General features: G+C 66.3%; 18 protein-coding genes and 2 tRNA genes. 9 read left to right on the forward strand and 11 right to left on the reverse strand.

Annotation, left to right across the window (positions count from 1 at the left end; translation table 11 throughout):
- Window positions 1-86: 86 nt before the first annotated feature.
- Window positions 87-998 (forward strand): fructose bisphosphate aldolase, encoded by a 912-nt coding sequence (locus B7L05_RS06550; RefSeq protein ID WP_085809806.1) that lies wholly within the window; start codon window positions 87-89, stop codon window positions 996-998.
- Window positions 999-1,004: 6 nt separating this feature from the next.
- Window positions 1,005-1,670: an O-methyltransferase gene (locus B7L05_RS06555; protein WP_085809499.1), complete on the forward strand. Its 666-nt coding sequence runs from the start codon at window positions 1,005-1,007 to the stop codon at window positions 1,668-1,670.
- Between the two features lie 19 nt (window positions 1,671-1,689).
- Here B7L05_RS06555 and B7L05_RS06560 read toward each other — a convergent pair.
- The 3 genes from B7L05_RS06560 to B7L05_RS06570 all read right to left on the reverse strand — a co-directional run bounded on the left by B7L05_RS06560 (window position 1,690) and on the right by B7L05_RS06570 (window position 3,171).
- Window positions 1,690-1,763: transfer RNA gene (locus B7L05_RS06560), tRNA-Gly, on the reverse strand.
- Between the two features lie 55 nt (window positions 1,764-1,818).
- Complete coding sequence (locus B7L05_RS06565) at window positions 1,819-2,733, reverse strand: hypothetical protein (RefSeq protein WP_085809500.1); 915 nt, start codon at window positions 2,731-2,733, stop codon at window positions 1,819-1,821.
- A 352-nt stretch (window positions 2,734-3,085) separates the two neighbouring features.
- A tRNA-Tyr gene (locus tag B7L05_RS06570) sits at window positions 3,086-3,171 on the reverse strand.
- Window positions 3,172-3,387: 216 nt separating this feature from the next.
- Between B7L05_RS06570 and rlmB the strand changes: the two genes are divergently transcribed.
- Window positions 3,388-4,131, forward strand: coding sequence for a 23S rRNA (guanosine(2251)-2'-O)-methyltransferase RlmB (rlmB, locus tag B7L05_RS06575; RefSeq protein ID WP_085809501.1), 744 nt, complete (start codon window positions 3,388-3,390; stop codon window positions 4,129-4,131).
- Between the two features lie 40 nt (window positions 4,132-4,171).
- Here the strand turns inward: rlmB and B7L05_RS06580 are convergent, their stop codons facing one another.
- Complete coding sequence (locus B7L05_RS06580) at window positions 4,172-4,489, reverse strand: 2Fe-2S iron-sulfur cluster-binding protein (RefSeq protein ID WP_085809807.1); 318 nt, start codon at window positions 4,487-4,489, stop codon at window positions 4,172-4,174.
- A 54-nt stretch (window positions 4,490-4,543) separates the two neighbouring features.
- On the opposite strand from B7L05_RS06580, the gene B7L05_RS06585 reads away from it, so the two are divergent.
- Window positions 4,544-5,173, forward strand: a complete 630-nt coding sequence (locus B7L05_RS06585) for a DNA-3-methyladenine glycosylase (protein WP_085809502.1) — start codon at window positions 4,544-4,546, stop codon at window positions 5,171-5,173.
- A gap of 43 nt (window positions 5,174-5,216) precedes the next feature.
- Here B7L05_RS06585 and B7L05_RS06590 read toward each other — a convergent pair whose 3' ends face one another.
- Entirely contained in the window at window positions 5,217-5,633 is a 417-nt protein-coding gene (locus B7L05_RS06590) for a DUF2147 domain-containing protein (protein WP_085809503.1), read from the reverse strand.
- A gap of 171 nt (window positions 5,634-5,804) precedes the next feature.
- Between B7L05_RS06590 and B7L05_RS06595 the strand changes: the two genes are divergently transcribed.
- Window positions 5,805-7,118: an Nramp family divalent metal transporter gene (locus B7L05_RS06595; protein ID WP_256926639.1), complete on the forward strand. Its 1,314-nt coding sequence runs from the start codon at window positions 5,805-5,807 to the stop codon at window positions 7,116-7,118.
- Here the strand turns inward: B7L05_RS06595 and B7L05_RS06600 are convergent.
- From B7L05_RS06600 to B7L05_RS06610, 3 genes are read right to left on the reverse strand one after another with little or no spacing between them, the layout of a single operon-like run.
- Window positions 7,115-7,894, reverse strand: a complete 780-nt coding sequence (locus B7L05_RS06600; protein WP_085809505.1) for a tyrosine-protein phosphatase — start codon at window positions 7,892-7,894, stop codon at window positions 7,115-7,117. The genes B7L05_RS06595 and B7L05_RS06600 overlap by 4 nt on opposite strands.
- A gap of 55 nt (window positions 7,895-7,949) precedes the next feature.
- Entirely contained in the window at window positions 7,950-8,663 is a 714-nt protein-coding gene (locus tag B7L05_RS06605; RefSeq protein ID WP_085809506.1) for a hypothetical protein, read from the reverse strand.
- Window positions 8,660-9,871 (reverse strand): toxic anion resistance protein, encoded by a 1,212-nt coding sequence (locus tag B7L05_RS06610; protein WP_085809507.1) that lies wholly within the window; start codon window positions 9,869-9,871, stop codon window positions 8,660-8,662. Before B7L05_RS06610 ends, B7L05_RS06605 begins: the two co-directional genes overlap by 4 nt.
- 191 nt (window positions 9,872-10,062) lie before the next feature.
- Between B7L05_RS06610 and typA the strand changes: the two genes are divergently transcribed.
- Complete coding sequence (gene typA / locus B7L05_RS06615; protein WP_085809508.1) at window positions 10,063-11,886, forward strand: translational GTPase TypA; 1,824 nt, start codon at window positions 10,063-10,065, stop codon at window positions 11,884-11,886.
- Window positions 11,887-12,006: 120 nt separating this feature from the next.
- On the opposite strand, the gene B7L05_RS06620 is transcribed toward typA, so the two are convergent.
- Window positions 12,007-12,420, reverse strand: a complete 414-nt coding sequence (locus B7L05_RS06620; protein WP_085809509.1) for an EVE domain-containing protein — start codon at window positions 12,418-12,420, stop codon at window positions 12,007-12,009.
- A 139-nt stretch (window positions 12,421-12,559) separates the two neighbouring features.
- Between B7L05_RS06620 and B7L05_RS06625 the strand changes: the two genes are divergently transcribed.
- The gene (locus tag B7L05_RS06625) at window positions 12,560-12,928 is read left to right on the forward strand and encodes a hypothetical protein (RefSeq protein ID WP_085809510.1); all 369 of its coding nucleotides are present in this window, start codon (window positions 12,560-12,562) and stop codon (window positions 12,926-12,928) included.
- Window positions 12,929-13,024: 96 nt separating this feature from the next.
- The gene (locus tag B7L05_RS06630) at window positions 13,025-13,324 is read left to right on the forward strand and encodes a DUF3297 family protein (protein ID WP_085809511.1); all 300 of its coding nucleotides are present in this window, start codon (window positions 13,025-13,027) and stop codon (window positions 13,322-13,324) included.
- 83 nt (window positions 13,325-13,407) lie between these two features.
- Here the strand turns inward: B7L05_RS06630 and B7L05_RS06635 are convergent, their stop codons facing one another.
- Window positions 13,408-14,700, reverse strand: coding sequence for a hypothetical protein (locus B7L05_RS06635; protein WP_085809512.1), 1,293 nt, complete (start codon window positions 14,698-14,700; stop codon window positions 13,408-13,410).
- Between the two features lie 127 nt (window positions 14,701-14,827).
- Here B7L05_RS06635 and B7L05_RS06640 point away from each other — a divergent pair, with 127 nt between their 5' ends.
- A complete protein-coding gene (locus tag B7L05_RS06640; RefSeq protein ID WP_085809513.1) occupies window positions 14,828-15,484 on the forward strand; it encodes an SDR family NAD(P)-dependent oxidoreductase in 657 nt (218 codons plus the stop codon).
- 3 nt (window positions 15,485-15,487) lie between these two features.
- On the opposite strand, the gene B7L05_RS17395 is transcribed toward B7L05_RS06640, so the two are convergent.
- Window positions 15,488-15,655 (reverse strand): hypothetical protein, encoded by a 168-nt coding sequence (locus B7L05_RS17395; RefSeq protein WP_179187140.1) that lies wholly within the window; start codon window positions 15,653-15,655, stop codon window positions 15,488-15,490.
- Window positions 15,656-15,783 lie beyond the last annotated feature (128 nt).

A 15,783-nucleotide genomic window follows, 5' to 3' on the forward strand; every position in this document is an offset into this window, starting at 1 on the left:
GCCGTCCGCGCACCGACTAGCCAAAGCGCCGTGCCCCGCGTACGAGGCGCCGCATACGTATGCATGATGCGAAGGGGACTGCCACGATGACGCCTGCCGAGATGACCGCCAAGATCGCTACCGGTGAAGGTTTCATCGCCGCGCTCGACCAGTCGGGCGGGTCGACGCCGAAGGCGCTCAAGGGATATGGCATCGAGGAAGGCGCCTGGTCGAACGACGAAGAGATGTTCGGCCTAATCCACGACATGCGCGCGCGGATCATCACCTCGCCGTCGTTCACCGGCGACAAGGTGATCGGCGCAATCCTGTTCGAGCGCACGATGGACGGCGAGGCCGGCGGCAAGCCGGTACCGCAGGCGCTGCAGGATCGCGGCGTGGTGCCGTTCCTCAAGATCGACAAGGGGCTCGAGGACGAAGCCAACGGCGTGCAGCTGATGAAGCCGATGCCCGGCCTCGACGCGCTGCTCGATCGCGCTGCCAAGCTCGGCATCTTCGGCACCAAGGAGCGCTCGGTGATCAACCTCGCCAATCGCGAAGGTATCGCCGCGGTTGTCGCGCAGCAGTTCGAAGTGGCGCAGCAGGTGCTCGGCCACGGCCTCGTCCCGATCATCGAGCCCGAGGTGAACATCAAGAGCGCGGAACGTGCTCAGGCGGACGAGATCTTGCGTGACGAGCTGCTCAAGGCGCTCGATGCAATGCCGGGTGAGGCGAAGGTGATGCTCAAGCTGTCGCTCCCGACCAAGCCCGATCTGTTCCTGCCGCTCGTGCAGCACCCGCGCGTGCTCCGCGTCGTCGCGCTGTCGGGCGGGTACGAGCGGCCCGAGGCGTGCGTCGAGCTGGCGAAGAACCAGGGCGTAATCGCCAGCTTCAGCCGCGCGCTGCTGCAGGATCTGCGCCACGGCATGAGCGACGCCGAGTTCGACGCGTCGCTGGGCTCGGCGATCGACGAGATCTGGCGCGCGTCGGCGCGCAAGGCACCCGTCGCCGAAGCAGCGTAACCGCGCGTGGTCGAGCGCAGAGCCGACCCTGATGAAGCATGGGCGGCGGTCGACGAGTATATCGTCGATCGCCTGATCCCCGACGATCCGTCGCACGTGCGCGAGGCGAATGCCGCGGCTGGCCTGCCGGATATCGATGTGTCGATACCGCAGGGCAAGATGCTGCATTTGATGGCGCTTGCGTGCGGCGCCCGTCGCGTGCTCGAGATCGGTACGCTTGGCGGTTATTCGACCGTATGGTTGGCGCGTGCCGTCCCGGCGGACGGAGCGGTCGTCACGCTCGAGATCGATCCGCATCATGCGGAGGTAGCGCGCGCCAACCTCGTCGCAGCCGGGCTCGCCGATCGCGTGAGGGTGGTCACCGGCGATGCGCATGCCAGCCTTGCCACGCTGACGGGCACGTTCGATCTGGTTTTCATCGACGCCGACAAGCCGTCGAACGTCGCCTATCTCACGGCTGCGCTTCGGCTGTCGCGCCCGGGCACGATGATCATCGTCGACAATGTCGTGCGCGAAGGCGACGTGCTCGATCCCGCCAGCGACGATCCGCGCGTCCAGGGAACGCGCGCGTTGTTCGATGCGATAACGGCCGAGCCGCGCCTCAGCGCGACCGCGGTACAGACGGTCGGCGCAAAGAAGTGGGACGGGTTCATCGTCGCGCTGGTGGACTGACCCGGTGATCGGAAAAGCGTGGAGCGGGTAACGGGAATCGAACCCGTGTATTCAGCTTGGAAGGCTGCTGCACTACCATTGTGCTATACCCGCGCACGGTGACGCTTGCCGAGCCCTGCCACGATCGCGCGCCCTTGGTCAACCGTGCTCAATCGGCGTCTTGCGCGTCCTCCTGGCGCTTCAACCGGCGCTCGAGCGCGCCGATTCGCCGGTTCATTGCGACGATCAGATCAAGCAGCGGCGCGATCGCGGCCGCAGGTGCCGGGGTGACAGCATCCGGCGCTGGTCCCATCCGGGGCGGGATAAGTTGCAGCCCGAAGTCGTTCGCGAGCGCGGCATTGGTATCGGCGAACGAGGCGACAAAGCCTGACCAGTCCGCGCCCTGCGGCAGCGTCGACCGCGGGTCGACATCGCGGTAGCGGCGTGTGGCGACCTTGTTGTCGCTTAGCGCGCGCTGCAGCGGATCGGGCAGCGCCTCGCCGTCAGCCTGCCCTTGATAGAGCCGGAACAGCGTCATCAGCGCCGGATCGGGCGTCTCATAGTGCCTCGTCGCGTCGCCACCCTGCGGCACGCTGCCGAGACCGGTGACGGCCAGGAAGTCAGCGACGACATCGGGCGCCTGATCGTAGGAGCGGAGGTGAAGGCGCTCGGCCCCGATAGCAGTCAGCCATGCTTCGATGACAGCGCGATAATCGCCGCCGCGCGCGTCCGCCAGCGGCAGCCACTCGGTGAACGCGCGAAGCGGCCCTGGGTAGGTCTTGTGCTTGACGCCCCATTGCAAATACGCCGACACGAGCCAGCTTGCCTGGTGGCGGAAATAGAGGATCACCTCGGCATCGCAGACCGGCCGAAGCCGTTCAACGACCCGCCCGACGACGCCTGCGTGGCGAGCGAGCGCGATCTGGCTCCAGATGAACGTCTGAACGCCGGGCCGCGCTTCGATCTTCTCCTGCAGCAAGCTGATCAGCCGATCCTCGACCTCAGCGTCGCCGGACAGTGTATCCTCTAGCGCTGCGGACGAGGCGAAGTCGTGCGGCGACGGTGTGCCGCGTTCAAGAAACATGCCCAGGTACGCCGCGCCGTGATCCCGCAACGCAGCCGAATTCTCACGGCAGTATTTCTGAATCGCCGACGAGCCGGATTTGCCGAGCCCTGCGTGGATGACCAGCCGCCTGCGCGGAGGCGGCGCTGTGCTGCTGAGGCCCGGTTCTGCCGTCATGCATGCCTTGTAGAGGCGCGAACTTGCCAAAGGAAAGATCTGCGGCGTTGTTGGGCGCTAAGCGCAGGAACCCTGCGCCGACATGCACGAAGGATCGCTAAAAAACACAGCGGCGTGACGGCGAGATCACGTCAAGGCGGCGAAAAGCCGTCCCAGGTCCGGCGATGTCACGCTGAACCCGTCGCGCAGGAATAGATGGTGGAAGGGACTGGATTCGAACCAGTGTACACTTGCGTGGGCAGATTTACAGTCTGCTGCCTTTAACCACTCGGCCACCCTTCCACAGGGCCGCTTTCGGAAGCGAGGGGGCCCAATGCCGAAGCGGGCGCCGCGTGTCAACGCGCTGTTGCACATCGCGTTCGCGGTTGCGCGCGCTTCCTACCGCGCATAGCAGCACGGCGACGATTTTGTCGCAGAGGTTTCGATGCAGGCACATCCGCAGCACGTCCGATCCACCACCGCCGGCACCCGGCTGGCAGCGCACGCAGGACGACGCTGATGGCGGGGCGGGGACATCGACCGAGCAAGGCGCCGGCGGGCCGTCCGCGTTTCTGGGGGCGGCACGCGGTGACGGCGGCGCTCGCCAATCCGGAGCGGGTCGTGCGCAAATTGTGGGGCACACGTGAGGCGTTGGCGAGCCTTTCGCTGCCGCCGATCCTTCCGGTCGTCTATGCGGAAGCGCCCGATCTTGGGCGAATGGTGCCGGCGGATGCGCCGCATCAGGGATTGGTGATCGAGGTCGATCCGCTCGAGGAGATCTGGCTGGGCGACCTGCTTGAACAGGGGCGTGACGATCGTCGGCCACTGGTAGTGCTCGATCAGGTGACCGATCCGCACAACGTCGGCGCCGTGTTGCGGTCGGCCGCGGCGTTCGACGCGCTCGGCATCGTCACCCAGGATCGCCATGCGCCGCCCGAATCGGGAGCGCTGGCGCGCGCTGCATCGGGCGCGCTCGAGACGGTGCCGTGGGTGCGGGTGGTGAACCTCGCGCGGGCGCTTGATGAAATTTCTGAGGCGGACTTCTGGCGAATCGGCCTGACGGGCCATGCGGACCAGACGCTGGGCGCGGTGATGGGCGAGGCGAAGGTCGCGATCGTGCTCGGCGCGGAAGGCGAGGGGATGCGCCAGAATACCGAGGCGCATTGCGACCAGTTGGCGAAGCTGCCGATCAGCGCGAAGGTTGAGAGCCTGAACGTCTCCAACGCCGCGGCGATCGCGCTCTACGCCGCGACCACCCGATAAGGCGTGCGGCTCCCCGGCGTTTGGCAGGGGAGCCGACCGATCAATCCTCCTCGGCGATCCGCACCTTTAGGCCGTCGAGTGACGCGTCAAAGGGGACCTGGCACGACAGGCGCGAATATGCGTCGCGGCTGCTCGACGAATCGAGCAGGTCGTTCTCGTCCTCGCTGATCGGCGACAGTTTGTCGGCAAAGGCGGGATCGACGTGAATGTGGCACGTCGCGCAGCTGCAGCAGCCGCCGCACAGCGCGAGGATCTCGTCGATCCCTGCATCGCGGATGACTTCCATCACCGACAGGCCCGCCTCGCCGGTGATCTCGCGTTCTTCCCCGTCGCGCAGCGTGACGATAAGCTTGGGCATGATGATCCTCTCGCAGATTCGCTTGCCCAATGCCTTCGATCGCGGCGTGTCGCAATGGGGCTGAGCGAGGCGCAACTGCGCGCCGATCTCGATGCGCTCACCGCGATCGAGCCGCTCTTCGCTGCCGCGGTGGAGCGCGTCGGCTATCCACCGACGCGGATACGGTCGCGCGGTTATGCGACGCTGCTGCGCACGATCGTCGGGCAGCAGGTGAGCGTCAAGGCGGCCGATTCGATGTGGCGCAAGCTCGACGCGGCGATCGGCGACGCCGGCGACCCGGCGCGTGTGCTTCAGGCGAGCGACGAGGAGCTTCGCGCGGCAGGGTTGTCGCGGCAGAAGTCCGGCTACGCGCGCAGTCTCGCCGAGGAGGTGACGAGCGGGCGACTCGATTTCGCGGATCTGCCGGCGGACGACGAGCAGGCGATCGCTAACCTCGTCCGCGTTAAAGGGATCGGACGCTGGTCGGCGGAGGTCTATCTGCTGTTCGCGGAAGGGCGCGGCGACATCTGGCCGGCTGGCGATCTGGCGGTGCAGATCGAAGTCGGCCGCATCCTCGGCCTCGAGGCGCGGCCGAGCGAGAAGCTGACGCGTGAGCTTGGCGAGCGGTGGCGGCCGTATCGCGGCGCGGCGGCGATCTTCACGTGGCACCATTACGGTGCCGGGGCGGACGCCGCGCCGGTTTAACGCACCGGTCGGTCGGCGTGCCGCTAATCAGCGGCCGCCTTACTCAGCGTGCAGGCTTCCAGGTCTGCGTCTGGCACAGGAAGGCGATACAACCCTTCACCTTGAGCGTGCCATTCGCCTCGCGCGAGACGATCGACTTGTAGCTCTTGCCCGTACGCGGATCGTAGATTCGACCGCGCCAATCGCTGCCCGAATCACTGAAGCCGGACAGGATGGGCAGGCCGACAATCGGCCGCGAGCGCAGCTTGGCGTCGGGATTGTTGGCGTCGGTTGTCGGCGCGCCGGGACGGGCCTTGAGCACCGTCTGGATCCGGCCGCAGGTCGATCCACCGCACGGCCCGACGAGCACCATCGCGCTGCCGTCTTCCGTCAGCCACCGCCCCGCGATTGGCTGCGCCGCCTGCGCAGTACCGGCGATGGTAAGGGCGAACAGGGCGGCAGCGGCGCGAGCAATGATCATGCGCGCTTCTGTAGGGGAGGATAGGTCGCGCGGGCAATGGAGGATCGCCGAGGAGGACCGGCCGGAAACGATCGTCCTGAACGGCTGCCTCAACGAAGTGCTGATCCCATCAAGACGGGGGAAGCGCGGCAACGGTTGAAAGCGCCCGCGTCGTCCCGCATGGCGGGGTGGATGAGCACGCCCGCACCCAACCTCATGCGATCCCTCCCGGAAGTGCACGGTTCGATCCGCGTGCCCGAAGGGGCGGGGTTCTGGCGGCGGTTGCTGGCGTTCGCCGGGCCCGGCTGGCTGATTGCGGTCGGCTATATGGATCCGGGCAATTGGGCGACCGACATCGCCGGCGGTTCGGCGTTCGGCTACACGCTGCTGTCAGTGGTGCTGCTGTCGAACCTGATGGCGATCGTGTTGCAGTCACTCTCGGCGCGGCTGGGCATCGGTGCCGGGATGGATCTCGCGCAGGCGTGCCGTCGTAACTATTCGAAGCCGGTCGTGATGGTTCTATGGGTGCTGTGCGAGGTGGCGATCATCGCGTGCGACCTGGCGGAGGTGCTCGGCACCGCGATCGCGCTGAAGCTGCTGTTCGGCCTGCCGCTGATCGCCGGCGTCTGCGTCACCGCGCTTGACGTGTTCCTGATCCTCGCGCTGCAGCGATACGGTTTTCGGCGGCTCGAGGCGTTCGTCGCGGCGCTGCTGGTGGTGATCGCCGCCTGCTTCGCACTCGAGCTGTTCTGGGCCGGCCCGGACTGGTCGGCCGCGGCGGCGGGGCTGGTGCCGTCGGCGCAGATCGTGACCAACCCGGCGATGCTGTACATCGCGATCGGTATCCTGGGCGCGACGGTGATGCCGCACAATTTGTACCTGCATTCGGCGATCGTGCAGACCCGGGCGGTCGGTGAGGGTGCGGCGACGAAGCGCGACGCGCTGAAGATGGCGACGATTGATTCGACTGTCAGCCTGGGACTCGCCTTCTTCATCAACGCGGCGATCCTGGTGCTCGCCGCCGCGACCTTCCACGTCGCCGGGCAGACCGAGATTGCGGACATCGAGGACGCGCATCGGTTGCTTGCGCCGATGCTGGGCGTCGGTGCGGCGAGCGCGGTGTTTGCGATCGCGCTGCTGGCGAGCGGGCAGAATTCCACCGTCACCGGCACGCTCGCCGGCCAGATCGTGATGGAGGGCTTTCTCGATTTGCGACTGCCGATGTGGCTGCGGCGGCTGATCACGCGCGGCCTCGCGATCGTGCCGGCGGTGATCGGCGTCGCGATCGCGGGCGACAGCGGCGCGACGCAACTCCTCGTGCTCAGCCAAGTGGTGCTCAGCCTGCAGTTGCCGTTCGCCGTGCTGCCACTCGTCGCCTTTACCGCCAATCGGCGAATGATGGGGGAGATGGCCGCGCCGCGCTGGCTCGCTGCACTTGCCTGGGCGATCGCGGCGGTGATCCTTACCCTGAACGGCTGGATGCTGTGGGGGCTGATCGCGGGTTAGGCGATCAGCCGTTCGCGCAGCGCCTCCCGGCGCGTCGCATCGACACCGAGCATCGCCTCGGCATAGGCTTCCGTAGAACCGAACCGATCGTTGATCGACCCGGTGGCGGTGTGGAGATACCCAGCGTCGACACCCACCAGCGCGACGATCGCGTCGTCGGTGATCTGCGCGCCGTAGCGTTCGCGGATCGATCCGCCGGCGGCGGCGATGCGTTTCTGCGGATCGCCAGCGGTATTGGTGAGGAGATAGTCCGCCATGACGTCGTCCTCGTGCACGCCGAGCAGCCGGTGGAGCAGCGCGACCCCGAGCCCGGTGCGATCCTTGCCCGCGAGGCAGTGCAGCAGACTGGCGCCGTCGCGCGTAGCGAGCGCCTCGAAATACAGCGTCAGCGATCGGACGAGCACGTCGCGGAACGGCATGTTGACGTAGAGCTTGGTCATCGCCGCGCGCGCCTCGTCCGCCGTGGTGATGCCGCGACCAGCTTCCTCGTGTGGTGCGAGCTCGGAACCTGCCGTCTCGCCCGGTGCGAACAGCACCAGCCCATCGAAGTCATCGTGGCGCAGGCACGGCATCATCTGCCGCTCGCTATCGCCGCGTAAATCGATCACCGTCCGGATGCCGAGTTCGGACACCGCCGCGAGATCCGCCGGGGTTGCGCCGCCATGCTGGCCTGAGCGCCACAGCACCCCCTGCTTGAGCCGGCCGTCGCGCGCGGCATAGCCGCCGTGGTCGCGAAAATTGTGGATGCCTTCGAAGGCGCGGACACGATCGTTCATGCGCGGCTGGTTAGCCCATCCATATGACGATGTCGCGTCGATTAAGCGATCGGGCTTAGTTGTCGCCGTCCTTGTACTTCATCTCGAGGAACCGGCCACGCGTCTCGAGCGAATCGAGATCGCCGCGCGCGAGTTCCTCGCTCATCTGGCCGATCTCGCGCTCGATCAGCTCGAGCCCTTCGACCAGCTGGCGATCGGGCGTCTTGCCATTGCGCTCGGTGCCGCGCAGCGCTGCCGGTACGCGCTGATAGTCGCGGACGAATTCGGGAAGCTGTTCGCCGACCAGGCGGCGAATGTCCGCGCCGGCGGGCGTATCGTCACCGACCGCCTGAAGTTGCTTGCCGAGCGTGTCGAGGCGCAGCCCGATACGGTCCGCCACCTGCACCGCCGGCGCGGGCAGGGCGGGGCGCTGCGCGTCGAGCCAGCGCGTCGTCTGCAGCGGCAGCGTCTTCAGGTCGCTGCGCGCGAGCTTCTCCTGCGTGACGGGACGGGGGCCGGGGGCGAAGGCGATCGCGATCGTCACTGCCAGCATCACCATCAGCACCGCGAGCGCTCCGAAGATGCCGAGCGGCACGACGGCAAGCCCGATCACCATCGCGGCAACGAGGACTGCTGCATTGGCGGCACCGATCGCCGCTAGCCGCTTGCCGAGGCTGCGCTGCGCCCGCGGGCGACGCGCTGGCGCTACGCTCTCAAAGGATTGCAGCCTTACGCGATCGAGCGCGCCGCGTGCGCTCGCCAGCGCCTGATCGGTATCGTGCGAGGTCACAGCGACTCCAGCTTGAAGGTCTCGGGCGCGGAGCCGATGCGGTTCTGCGCCGCGCCTTCGGCACGCGCGATATAGCCGCGTGACTTTTCGACCTCGGTCGACAGCGTCGTCACCGTCGTCTTCATCGAATCGAGTGCCTTAAGCTTGAACGTGTCGATCGCGTCCATTGTCTCGTAGATGTTCTGGAATGCGCGCTGCAGCGTTTCGACCGGGATCGCCGAGCTCGCCGCCTGCTCGTGGATACGCGCGGTATTCTCGCGCAGCAGCTTACCCGTCGAATCGATGATGTTGGCGGTGGTGGTGTTGAGCTGCGTGATCTGTTCGAGAACCAGCTTCTGGTTGGTCATCGCCTGCGCGACGGTGACGGCGGTGCGCAGCGCCGCGACGGTGGTGGTCGACGCGCGATCGACGCCCTTGATCAGCTCGACGTTGTTCTTCTTGACCAGATCGAGCGCGAGATAGCCCTGCACCGTTACGGCCATCTGCGTCAGCAGATCCTGCGTACGCTGGCGCGCATAGAACAGCGCACTTTCGCGGATCGCCTTGGCCTTCGCCGGATCGGTTGCATCGAGGTCGTTCGCTTTGTCCTCGAGCTTCTGGTCGAGCATCCGCGACATCTGGATCATCTGTTCGAGCTTGCCCATCGCCGACCATAGATTGGCGCGCTCGGTATCGATCGATGCATTGTCCATCAGCAGCTCGTCCTTGCCCGACGCGAGGCTCTTCAAGATCGAGGCGATATGTGTCTGGCTCGATTTGTAGCTGTCGAAGTAGTTGCGCGCCTTGTTGCCGAACGGGATGAGGCCGAACAGCTTCTGCGGCGCGGTGAGGTTGCCCTTCTTGCCCGGATCGAGATCCTCGACCACGCGGCGCAGCTGCGCCAGATCCTTGCCGACGCCGGTCTCCTGATCCATCGCGCGCACGGGACGATCGAGGAAGCGGTTCGACTGGCCGGCGGCGTCGCGGATCTCCTTCGCGCCCATGTTGGTGATCGCATCGACGACCTTGCCGAATTCGGGGCTGTTCGCATCGCGCTCGACGAGCTGCTGCACGGCATAGTCGGCGCGCTCCTCGAGCTTCGATTTTGTGCCCTCGTCGACCGGCACGAGACCGGCGGCGCGCTCGGCGGTGACGCTGGGCACCGGATCGGGCGGGGTCAGCTTCAACGCCGGTTCGGTGGCCGTGATCGTCTCGGATGTGGTCGCCATATATGTCCTCCAGCGTCGGCGCCACGATGGCGGCAGACGATGTTCGGTTCAAGTGTATCAGCTATATAATACGCTATCCCGGTCAAGCAAAGCGCGCGGGAGAGGGCGGTCGACCGGCTCTAGCCGCAGCGCAGCAAATAGGCTAACGGCGCGCGAACGCCGCGAGGACCGCGGCCATTCCAGGAACTCCGATGCAATTGCGCAATATCGCCATCATCGCGCACGTCGATCATGGCAAGACCACCCTCGTCGACCAGCTCTTCCGCCAGTCCGGCACCTTCCGCGACAACCAGCGCATCGAAGAGCGCGCGATGGATTCGAACGATCTCGAGAAGGAGCGCGGGATCACGATCCTGGCGAAGCCGACGTCGATCGAGTGGGAAGGCACGCGCATCAACATCGTCGACACGCCCGGCCACGCCGATTTCGGCGGTGAGGTGGAGCGCATCCTGTCGATGGTCGACGGCGTGATCCTCTTGGTCGATTCGTCGGAGGGCGCGATGCCGCAGACGAAGTTCGTGACCGGCAAGGCGCTGGCGCTCGGGCTGCGGCCGATCGTCGTCGTCAACAAGGTCGACCGGCCTGACGAGCGCATCCAGGAAGTGCTCGACGAGGTGTTCGACCTCTTCGTCTCGCTCGACGCGTCGGACGAGCAGCTCGATTTCCCCGTGCTCTACGCATCGGGTCGCAACGGTTACGCCAGCGAGGATCCGTCGCGCCGCGAGGGGACGCTGACGCCGATGTTCCAGAAGATCGTCGATCACGTGCCGCCGCCGGCGCTCGACGTCGACGCGCCGTTCACGTTTCTCGTCACGCTGCTCGACCGCGACAACTTTCTTGGTCGCGTGCTGACCGGGCGCGTCAATTCGGGTACGCTGAAGGTCAATCAGCCGATCCACGCGCTCGACATGGATGGCAAGGTGATCGAGACGGGTCGCGCGTCGAAGATCATGACGTTCCGCGGCCTCGAGCGCGTGCCGACCGACGAGGCGCGCGCCGGAGACATCATCAGTCTTGCCGGCCTGGCGGTCGCGACGGTGTCGAACACCATCGCCGACACGAGCGTGACTGAGGCGATCCAAGCGCAGCCGATCGATCCGCCGACGCTGTCGATGCGCTTCGCGGTGAACGACTCGCCGATGGCGGGGCGTGAGGGCAGCAAGGTGACGAGCCGCATGATCCGCGACCGCCTGTTCCGCGAGGCGGAATCGAACGTCGCGATCAAGGTAACCGAATCGGCCGACCGCGACAGCTTCGAAGTCGCCGGCCGCGGCGAGCTTCAGCTCGGCGTACTGATCGAGACGATGCGCCGCGAGGGCTTCGAGCTCGGCATCAGCCGCCCGCGCGTGCTGTTCCGCGAGGACGAGGACGGCAAGCGTACCGAGCCGTACGAGACGGTCATCATCGACGTCGACGAGGAATATTCGGGCACCGTCGTCGAGAAGATGAACCTGCGCAAAGCGGAACTCACCGACATGCGTCCGTCGGGCGGCGGCAAGACGCGCATCACCTTCTCCGCGCCGTCACGCGGCATGATCGGCTATCACGGCGAGTTCCTGTCGGACACGCGCGGCACCGGCATCATGAACCGGCTGTTCGAGAAGTACGGCCCGTACAAGGGCACGATCGAGGGCCGTAAGAACGGCGTCCTCATATCGAACGGCGCAGGCGAGGCGAACAGCTACGCGCTCGGCCCGCTTGAGGATCGCGGCATCCTGTTCGTCGGCCACGGCGAGGCGCTGTACGAGGGCATGATCATCGGCGAGAACGCCAAGACGGATGACCTCGAGGTCAATCCGATGAAGGCGAAGCAGCTGACCAACTTCCGCGCGTCGGGCGGCAAGGACGATGCGATTCGCCTGACCCCGCCGAAGAAGATGACGCTGGAGCAGGCGATCGCGTATATCGACGACGATGAGATGGTCGAGGTGACGCCCAAGACGATCCGTCTGCGCAAGCGCTTCCTCGATCCGCACGAGCGCAAGCGCCATCGGCGTACCGCCGAAGCAGCCTGATCATAGCGCGATTCCGACCGGCGTCAGTGACGTCGGTCGGGGTGGCCGTGAAGGGGCGTATTAGACTGGTCGCGCGCGCGCGCCGGTGCTTCGTATCAACGAGTGGCGATTGCGACGCGATCAGCTGGCAGCGGATAGGCCGCCCAGCTCCATAAGCACGTGCCATTCGTCTTCGCGTACCGGCGTTACCGACAGCCGGCTTTGCCGCAACACCTCAAGCGACGCGAGCCGCGGATCGGCCTTCATCGTTGCGAGGGGAACGGGCGTCGGCAGCTGGTCGAGCGGGCGCACCGCGACCGACGCCCACTCGCCCTTCTCGCCGTCCGGCCGCCAGGCGCGGGTGATCTCCATCGTCCCGACCGCGGCTTTCTCCTTGTTCGAATGATAGAAGATCGCGCGGTCGCCCGGCGTCATCTCCTTCAGGAAATTACGCGCGGTGTAGTTGCGCACGCCGTCCCATTCGGTGTCCCCATCCGCGATCAGGTGATCCCAGCCGTAGACATCAGGCTCTGATCGCAGCAGCCAATAACGCATCGAAAGTTCCTAAACGCCTCATGAACGCCACATTCCGGGCCGGTTCAGCCCGAATCGCTAAGACCGGGGCATACGCTCGCAGCCTCATGCGTTTCCCCTTTCGAGCGGACCGAGCGTAACTGTAAAGAGGAGGTTCGAGATGAACGGTCTTTTGATGAAGGCAGGGCTGGGAACAGCGATGGCGGCTACCGCGCTCGCGGCGGCGGCGCCGGCGGATGCGCAGCGCTGGCGTCACCGCGGCTATGATCGTGGCGGCGACGTCGCGGCGGGTGCGATCATCGGCGGCGTGGTCGGGCTGGGCCTGGGCGCAGCGATCGCGTCGAATAATCGCGGCTGGCGCGGCGGTTATGGCGGGTACGGCGGCTACGGGTACAATGGCTGGAACGGCTATTACGCACAGCCCTACTACAATGCGTATCGTCCCCGCTGGCGTGGGCCGCGCTGTTTCCGCACCTGGCAGTACGATCCCTATTACGGTGGGCGTGTGCCGGTACGCGTCTGCCGCTGATCGCGGCGGCGAAGCAATGAGGAGCGGCGTGGGAGATCTTCTCCCGCGCCGCTTTTTTGTTGGGGCCGGCCCGCGGATCGGTTAGGCGCGCCGGCCATGAACGACACGCCCAATCCCACGACGCCGCCCGATCACCTGGCGATCGATCCCGCAAGCCCGCATTTCGACCGATCCGCGCTCGAGCGCGGGGTCGGGATCCGTTTCAAGGGTGTCGAGCGGACCGATGTCGAGGAATATTCGGTGTCGCAGGGTTGGATCAAGGTTGCCCTAGGCAAGAAGGTCGATCGTCATGGTCGGCCGCTGACGATCAAGCTTACCGGTCCCGTCGAAGCCTTTTTCCACGACCGCGCCGGCGAGCCGGCGGAAACTGGCGACAACGAGAGCCACGAGGGCTGAACCGCCGTTCTTAGCCTTGCGCAGGCATCGACAAAAAAAGGGGCGGCCGCGGCCGCCCCTTTTCGTATCGGTAACCGGCCGGATCAGGCGGTCGGCGGATTATCGAGATAGAGCGTCCACAGCGAAGCGATATCGGCGCGCGGCGCCGTCTTGACCGCGGCGAACGCGGTCTTCGCGCCGGCCTTGTCACCCGAATTGGCGAGTGCGATGCCGAGCCGCGTGTTGACGGTGTCGGCGTCGACCCCGCCCTTCTGCAGCGCGACGCGATAGAGCTCGATCGCCTTGGCGTAGTTGTTCATGCCGAGATACGCGTCGCCGGTGTTGGCGGCGATACGTCCGTTCGCGCCGGCCTTCGCCTTCGCCTCGACGCCCGACAGCGAGCCTTCGGTTGCGATCGCCTGGTTGGCGACGCGCATCAGGTCGTTCGCCGACGCGCTACTCGCCGGGATCTTGCCCGATGCCTTGCCCTCTTCGAGCACTGCCTTGGTCTCGTACGGCAGACCGAGATCGTAGGTCCACTGCGCGTAGGTCTCGTAGTCATACTGATCGGCGAGCGACTTGGTCGCGCGCATCAGGCGATACATGTCGACCTTCTGGCCCTTGTCGAGCGTGACGGCGCTCGACTGCGTCATGCCGTAGGTGACAAGGCCATCGCGCCAGTTCTTCGCCGAGGGATAGGCGACGACGTACTTCTTGATCCAGCCGGCGGTCTGCGGGCCCATCTTCTTCTGGTTGGTCTTGGCGATCGCGTAGCGATAAAGGTCTTCCGACGGCTTCTGGCCAGCAGCGACCTGCGCGTCGATCGCCTTTTCGAGCTCGGCCGAACCACCGGCGACGTCGCCCGCGTCCATCTTGAGCTTCACCATCTGCAGCGGCAGATTGGGATCGTTGTAGCCCAGCTGCTGCGCGCGCTGGAAATAGTTGATCGCGCCGGCATTGTCCTTGGCGTTCGCCGCCATGATGCCGAGCTGGTAATTATACTTCGCGACGTCGACCGCCGGGGTCTTCGGATTGGCGATGAGCACCTCGAGCGGAGCCTTCAGCCCGGCTTCGTTCACCGGCTGGTTCGCGGCGCGCGCGTCCTGGATCTTGGTGGCTTCCATCTGCAGCTGGAGCGCGGCGACGATGTAGCGATCGTCGTCGGTCTTCGCGCCGGCCTGCGCGGTCGCGAGCTGCGTCCCGGCGGTGGCGAAATCCTTCGCCGCGATCGCGGCCTGCGCGGCGGCGGCGGCGCCCTGAACTTCCTTGCTGAGCTTGAGCGCGGGGCCCTTCTGCTCGGCCTTCTTTTCCTTGGCGATCGCGGGGGTCGAGACGGCAACGCCCGCCACGCCGGCCATCAGCGCGGCTGCCACCGCGACGCGGGAAATGGTCTTCATCGAAACTGCTCTCCTCATGGGGCGTCAACGCCTCGGCGACGCGCTTACCGCCGTACGCGGGCTCCATCAAGGAACGGCGCTGAACGGACATTGAACGTAACGCCCCACACGCCTAGCGGGTTCGCGCATGAAGACGGTCATCATCGGCGCCTCGGGCGGGATCGGCGGCGCGCTGGCGGACGCGATTGAGGAGGAAGGCGAGGCGGTGCTTCGCCTCTCGCGCCCGACACTCGACCTGACCGACGAGGCGTCGATCGCTGCGGCGGCCGCCGCCGCCGGGAAGATCGACCGCGTCGTTGTGGCGACCGGCGTCTTACACGAGGGGGAGCGGGGCCCCGAGAAGGCGCTGCGCGATCTCGATCCGGCCTGGCTCGCCCGGCAATATGCAGTGAATGCGATCGGGCCGGCGCTCGTCGCGAAGCATTTCCTGCCGATCATGCCGCGGACAGGCAGGTCGATCTTCGCCGTCCTGTCGGCGCGGGTCGGCAGCATATCGGACAATCGACTGGGCGGCTGGTACGGCTACCGCGCCTCCAAGGCGGCGCTCAATCAGCTGGTGCGGACGCTGGCGGTGGAGGAAAGGCGGCGCAACGATCGCGGCATCGTCGTCGCGCTGCATCCCGGCACGGTCGACACCCGGCTGTCGAAGCCGTTCCAGCAGGGCGGGCGCGATCTGTTCAAGCCCGATCGCGCCGCGGTGCAGCTGCTCGACGTACTCGACGGATTGCGCCCGCAGGACAGCGGCAAGCTGTTCGCGTGGGACGGCGCAGAGATTACGCCGTAGCCCTCAGTTATGCGGCACGGGTGGGCTGAAGCCGCCGGCGGGCGGCGCACCGGTGCGATCCGTCCGCCGCAACCGAGCGGCTTCGAGGAACAGGCGCTGCCCCTCGGCAAGCGATGGCGCGCTGCGTGCGCGGCGTTCGAGGTCGGCGATGAGGTCGGCGTTCTTCTGCATCGACTGGCTCCTGCTGAACGCCTGCCATCAAAGCAGCGCGCGAACGCCGGCGCATTCACCAGGGTTAGCTTTCCGCCACGTACACGTACGCGGGCATGACAATCGGCCTTCGCGCGCACGTACGCGCG

Source organism: Sphingomonas sp. TZW2008 (assembly GCF_002117915.1).
Classification (GTDB): domain Bacteria; phylum Pseudomonadota; class Alphaproteobacteria; order Sphingomonadales; family Sphingomonadaceae; genus Sphingomonas.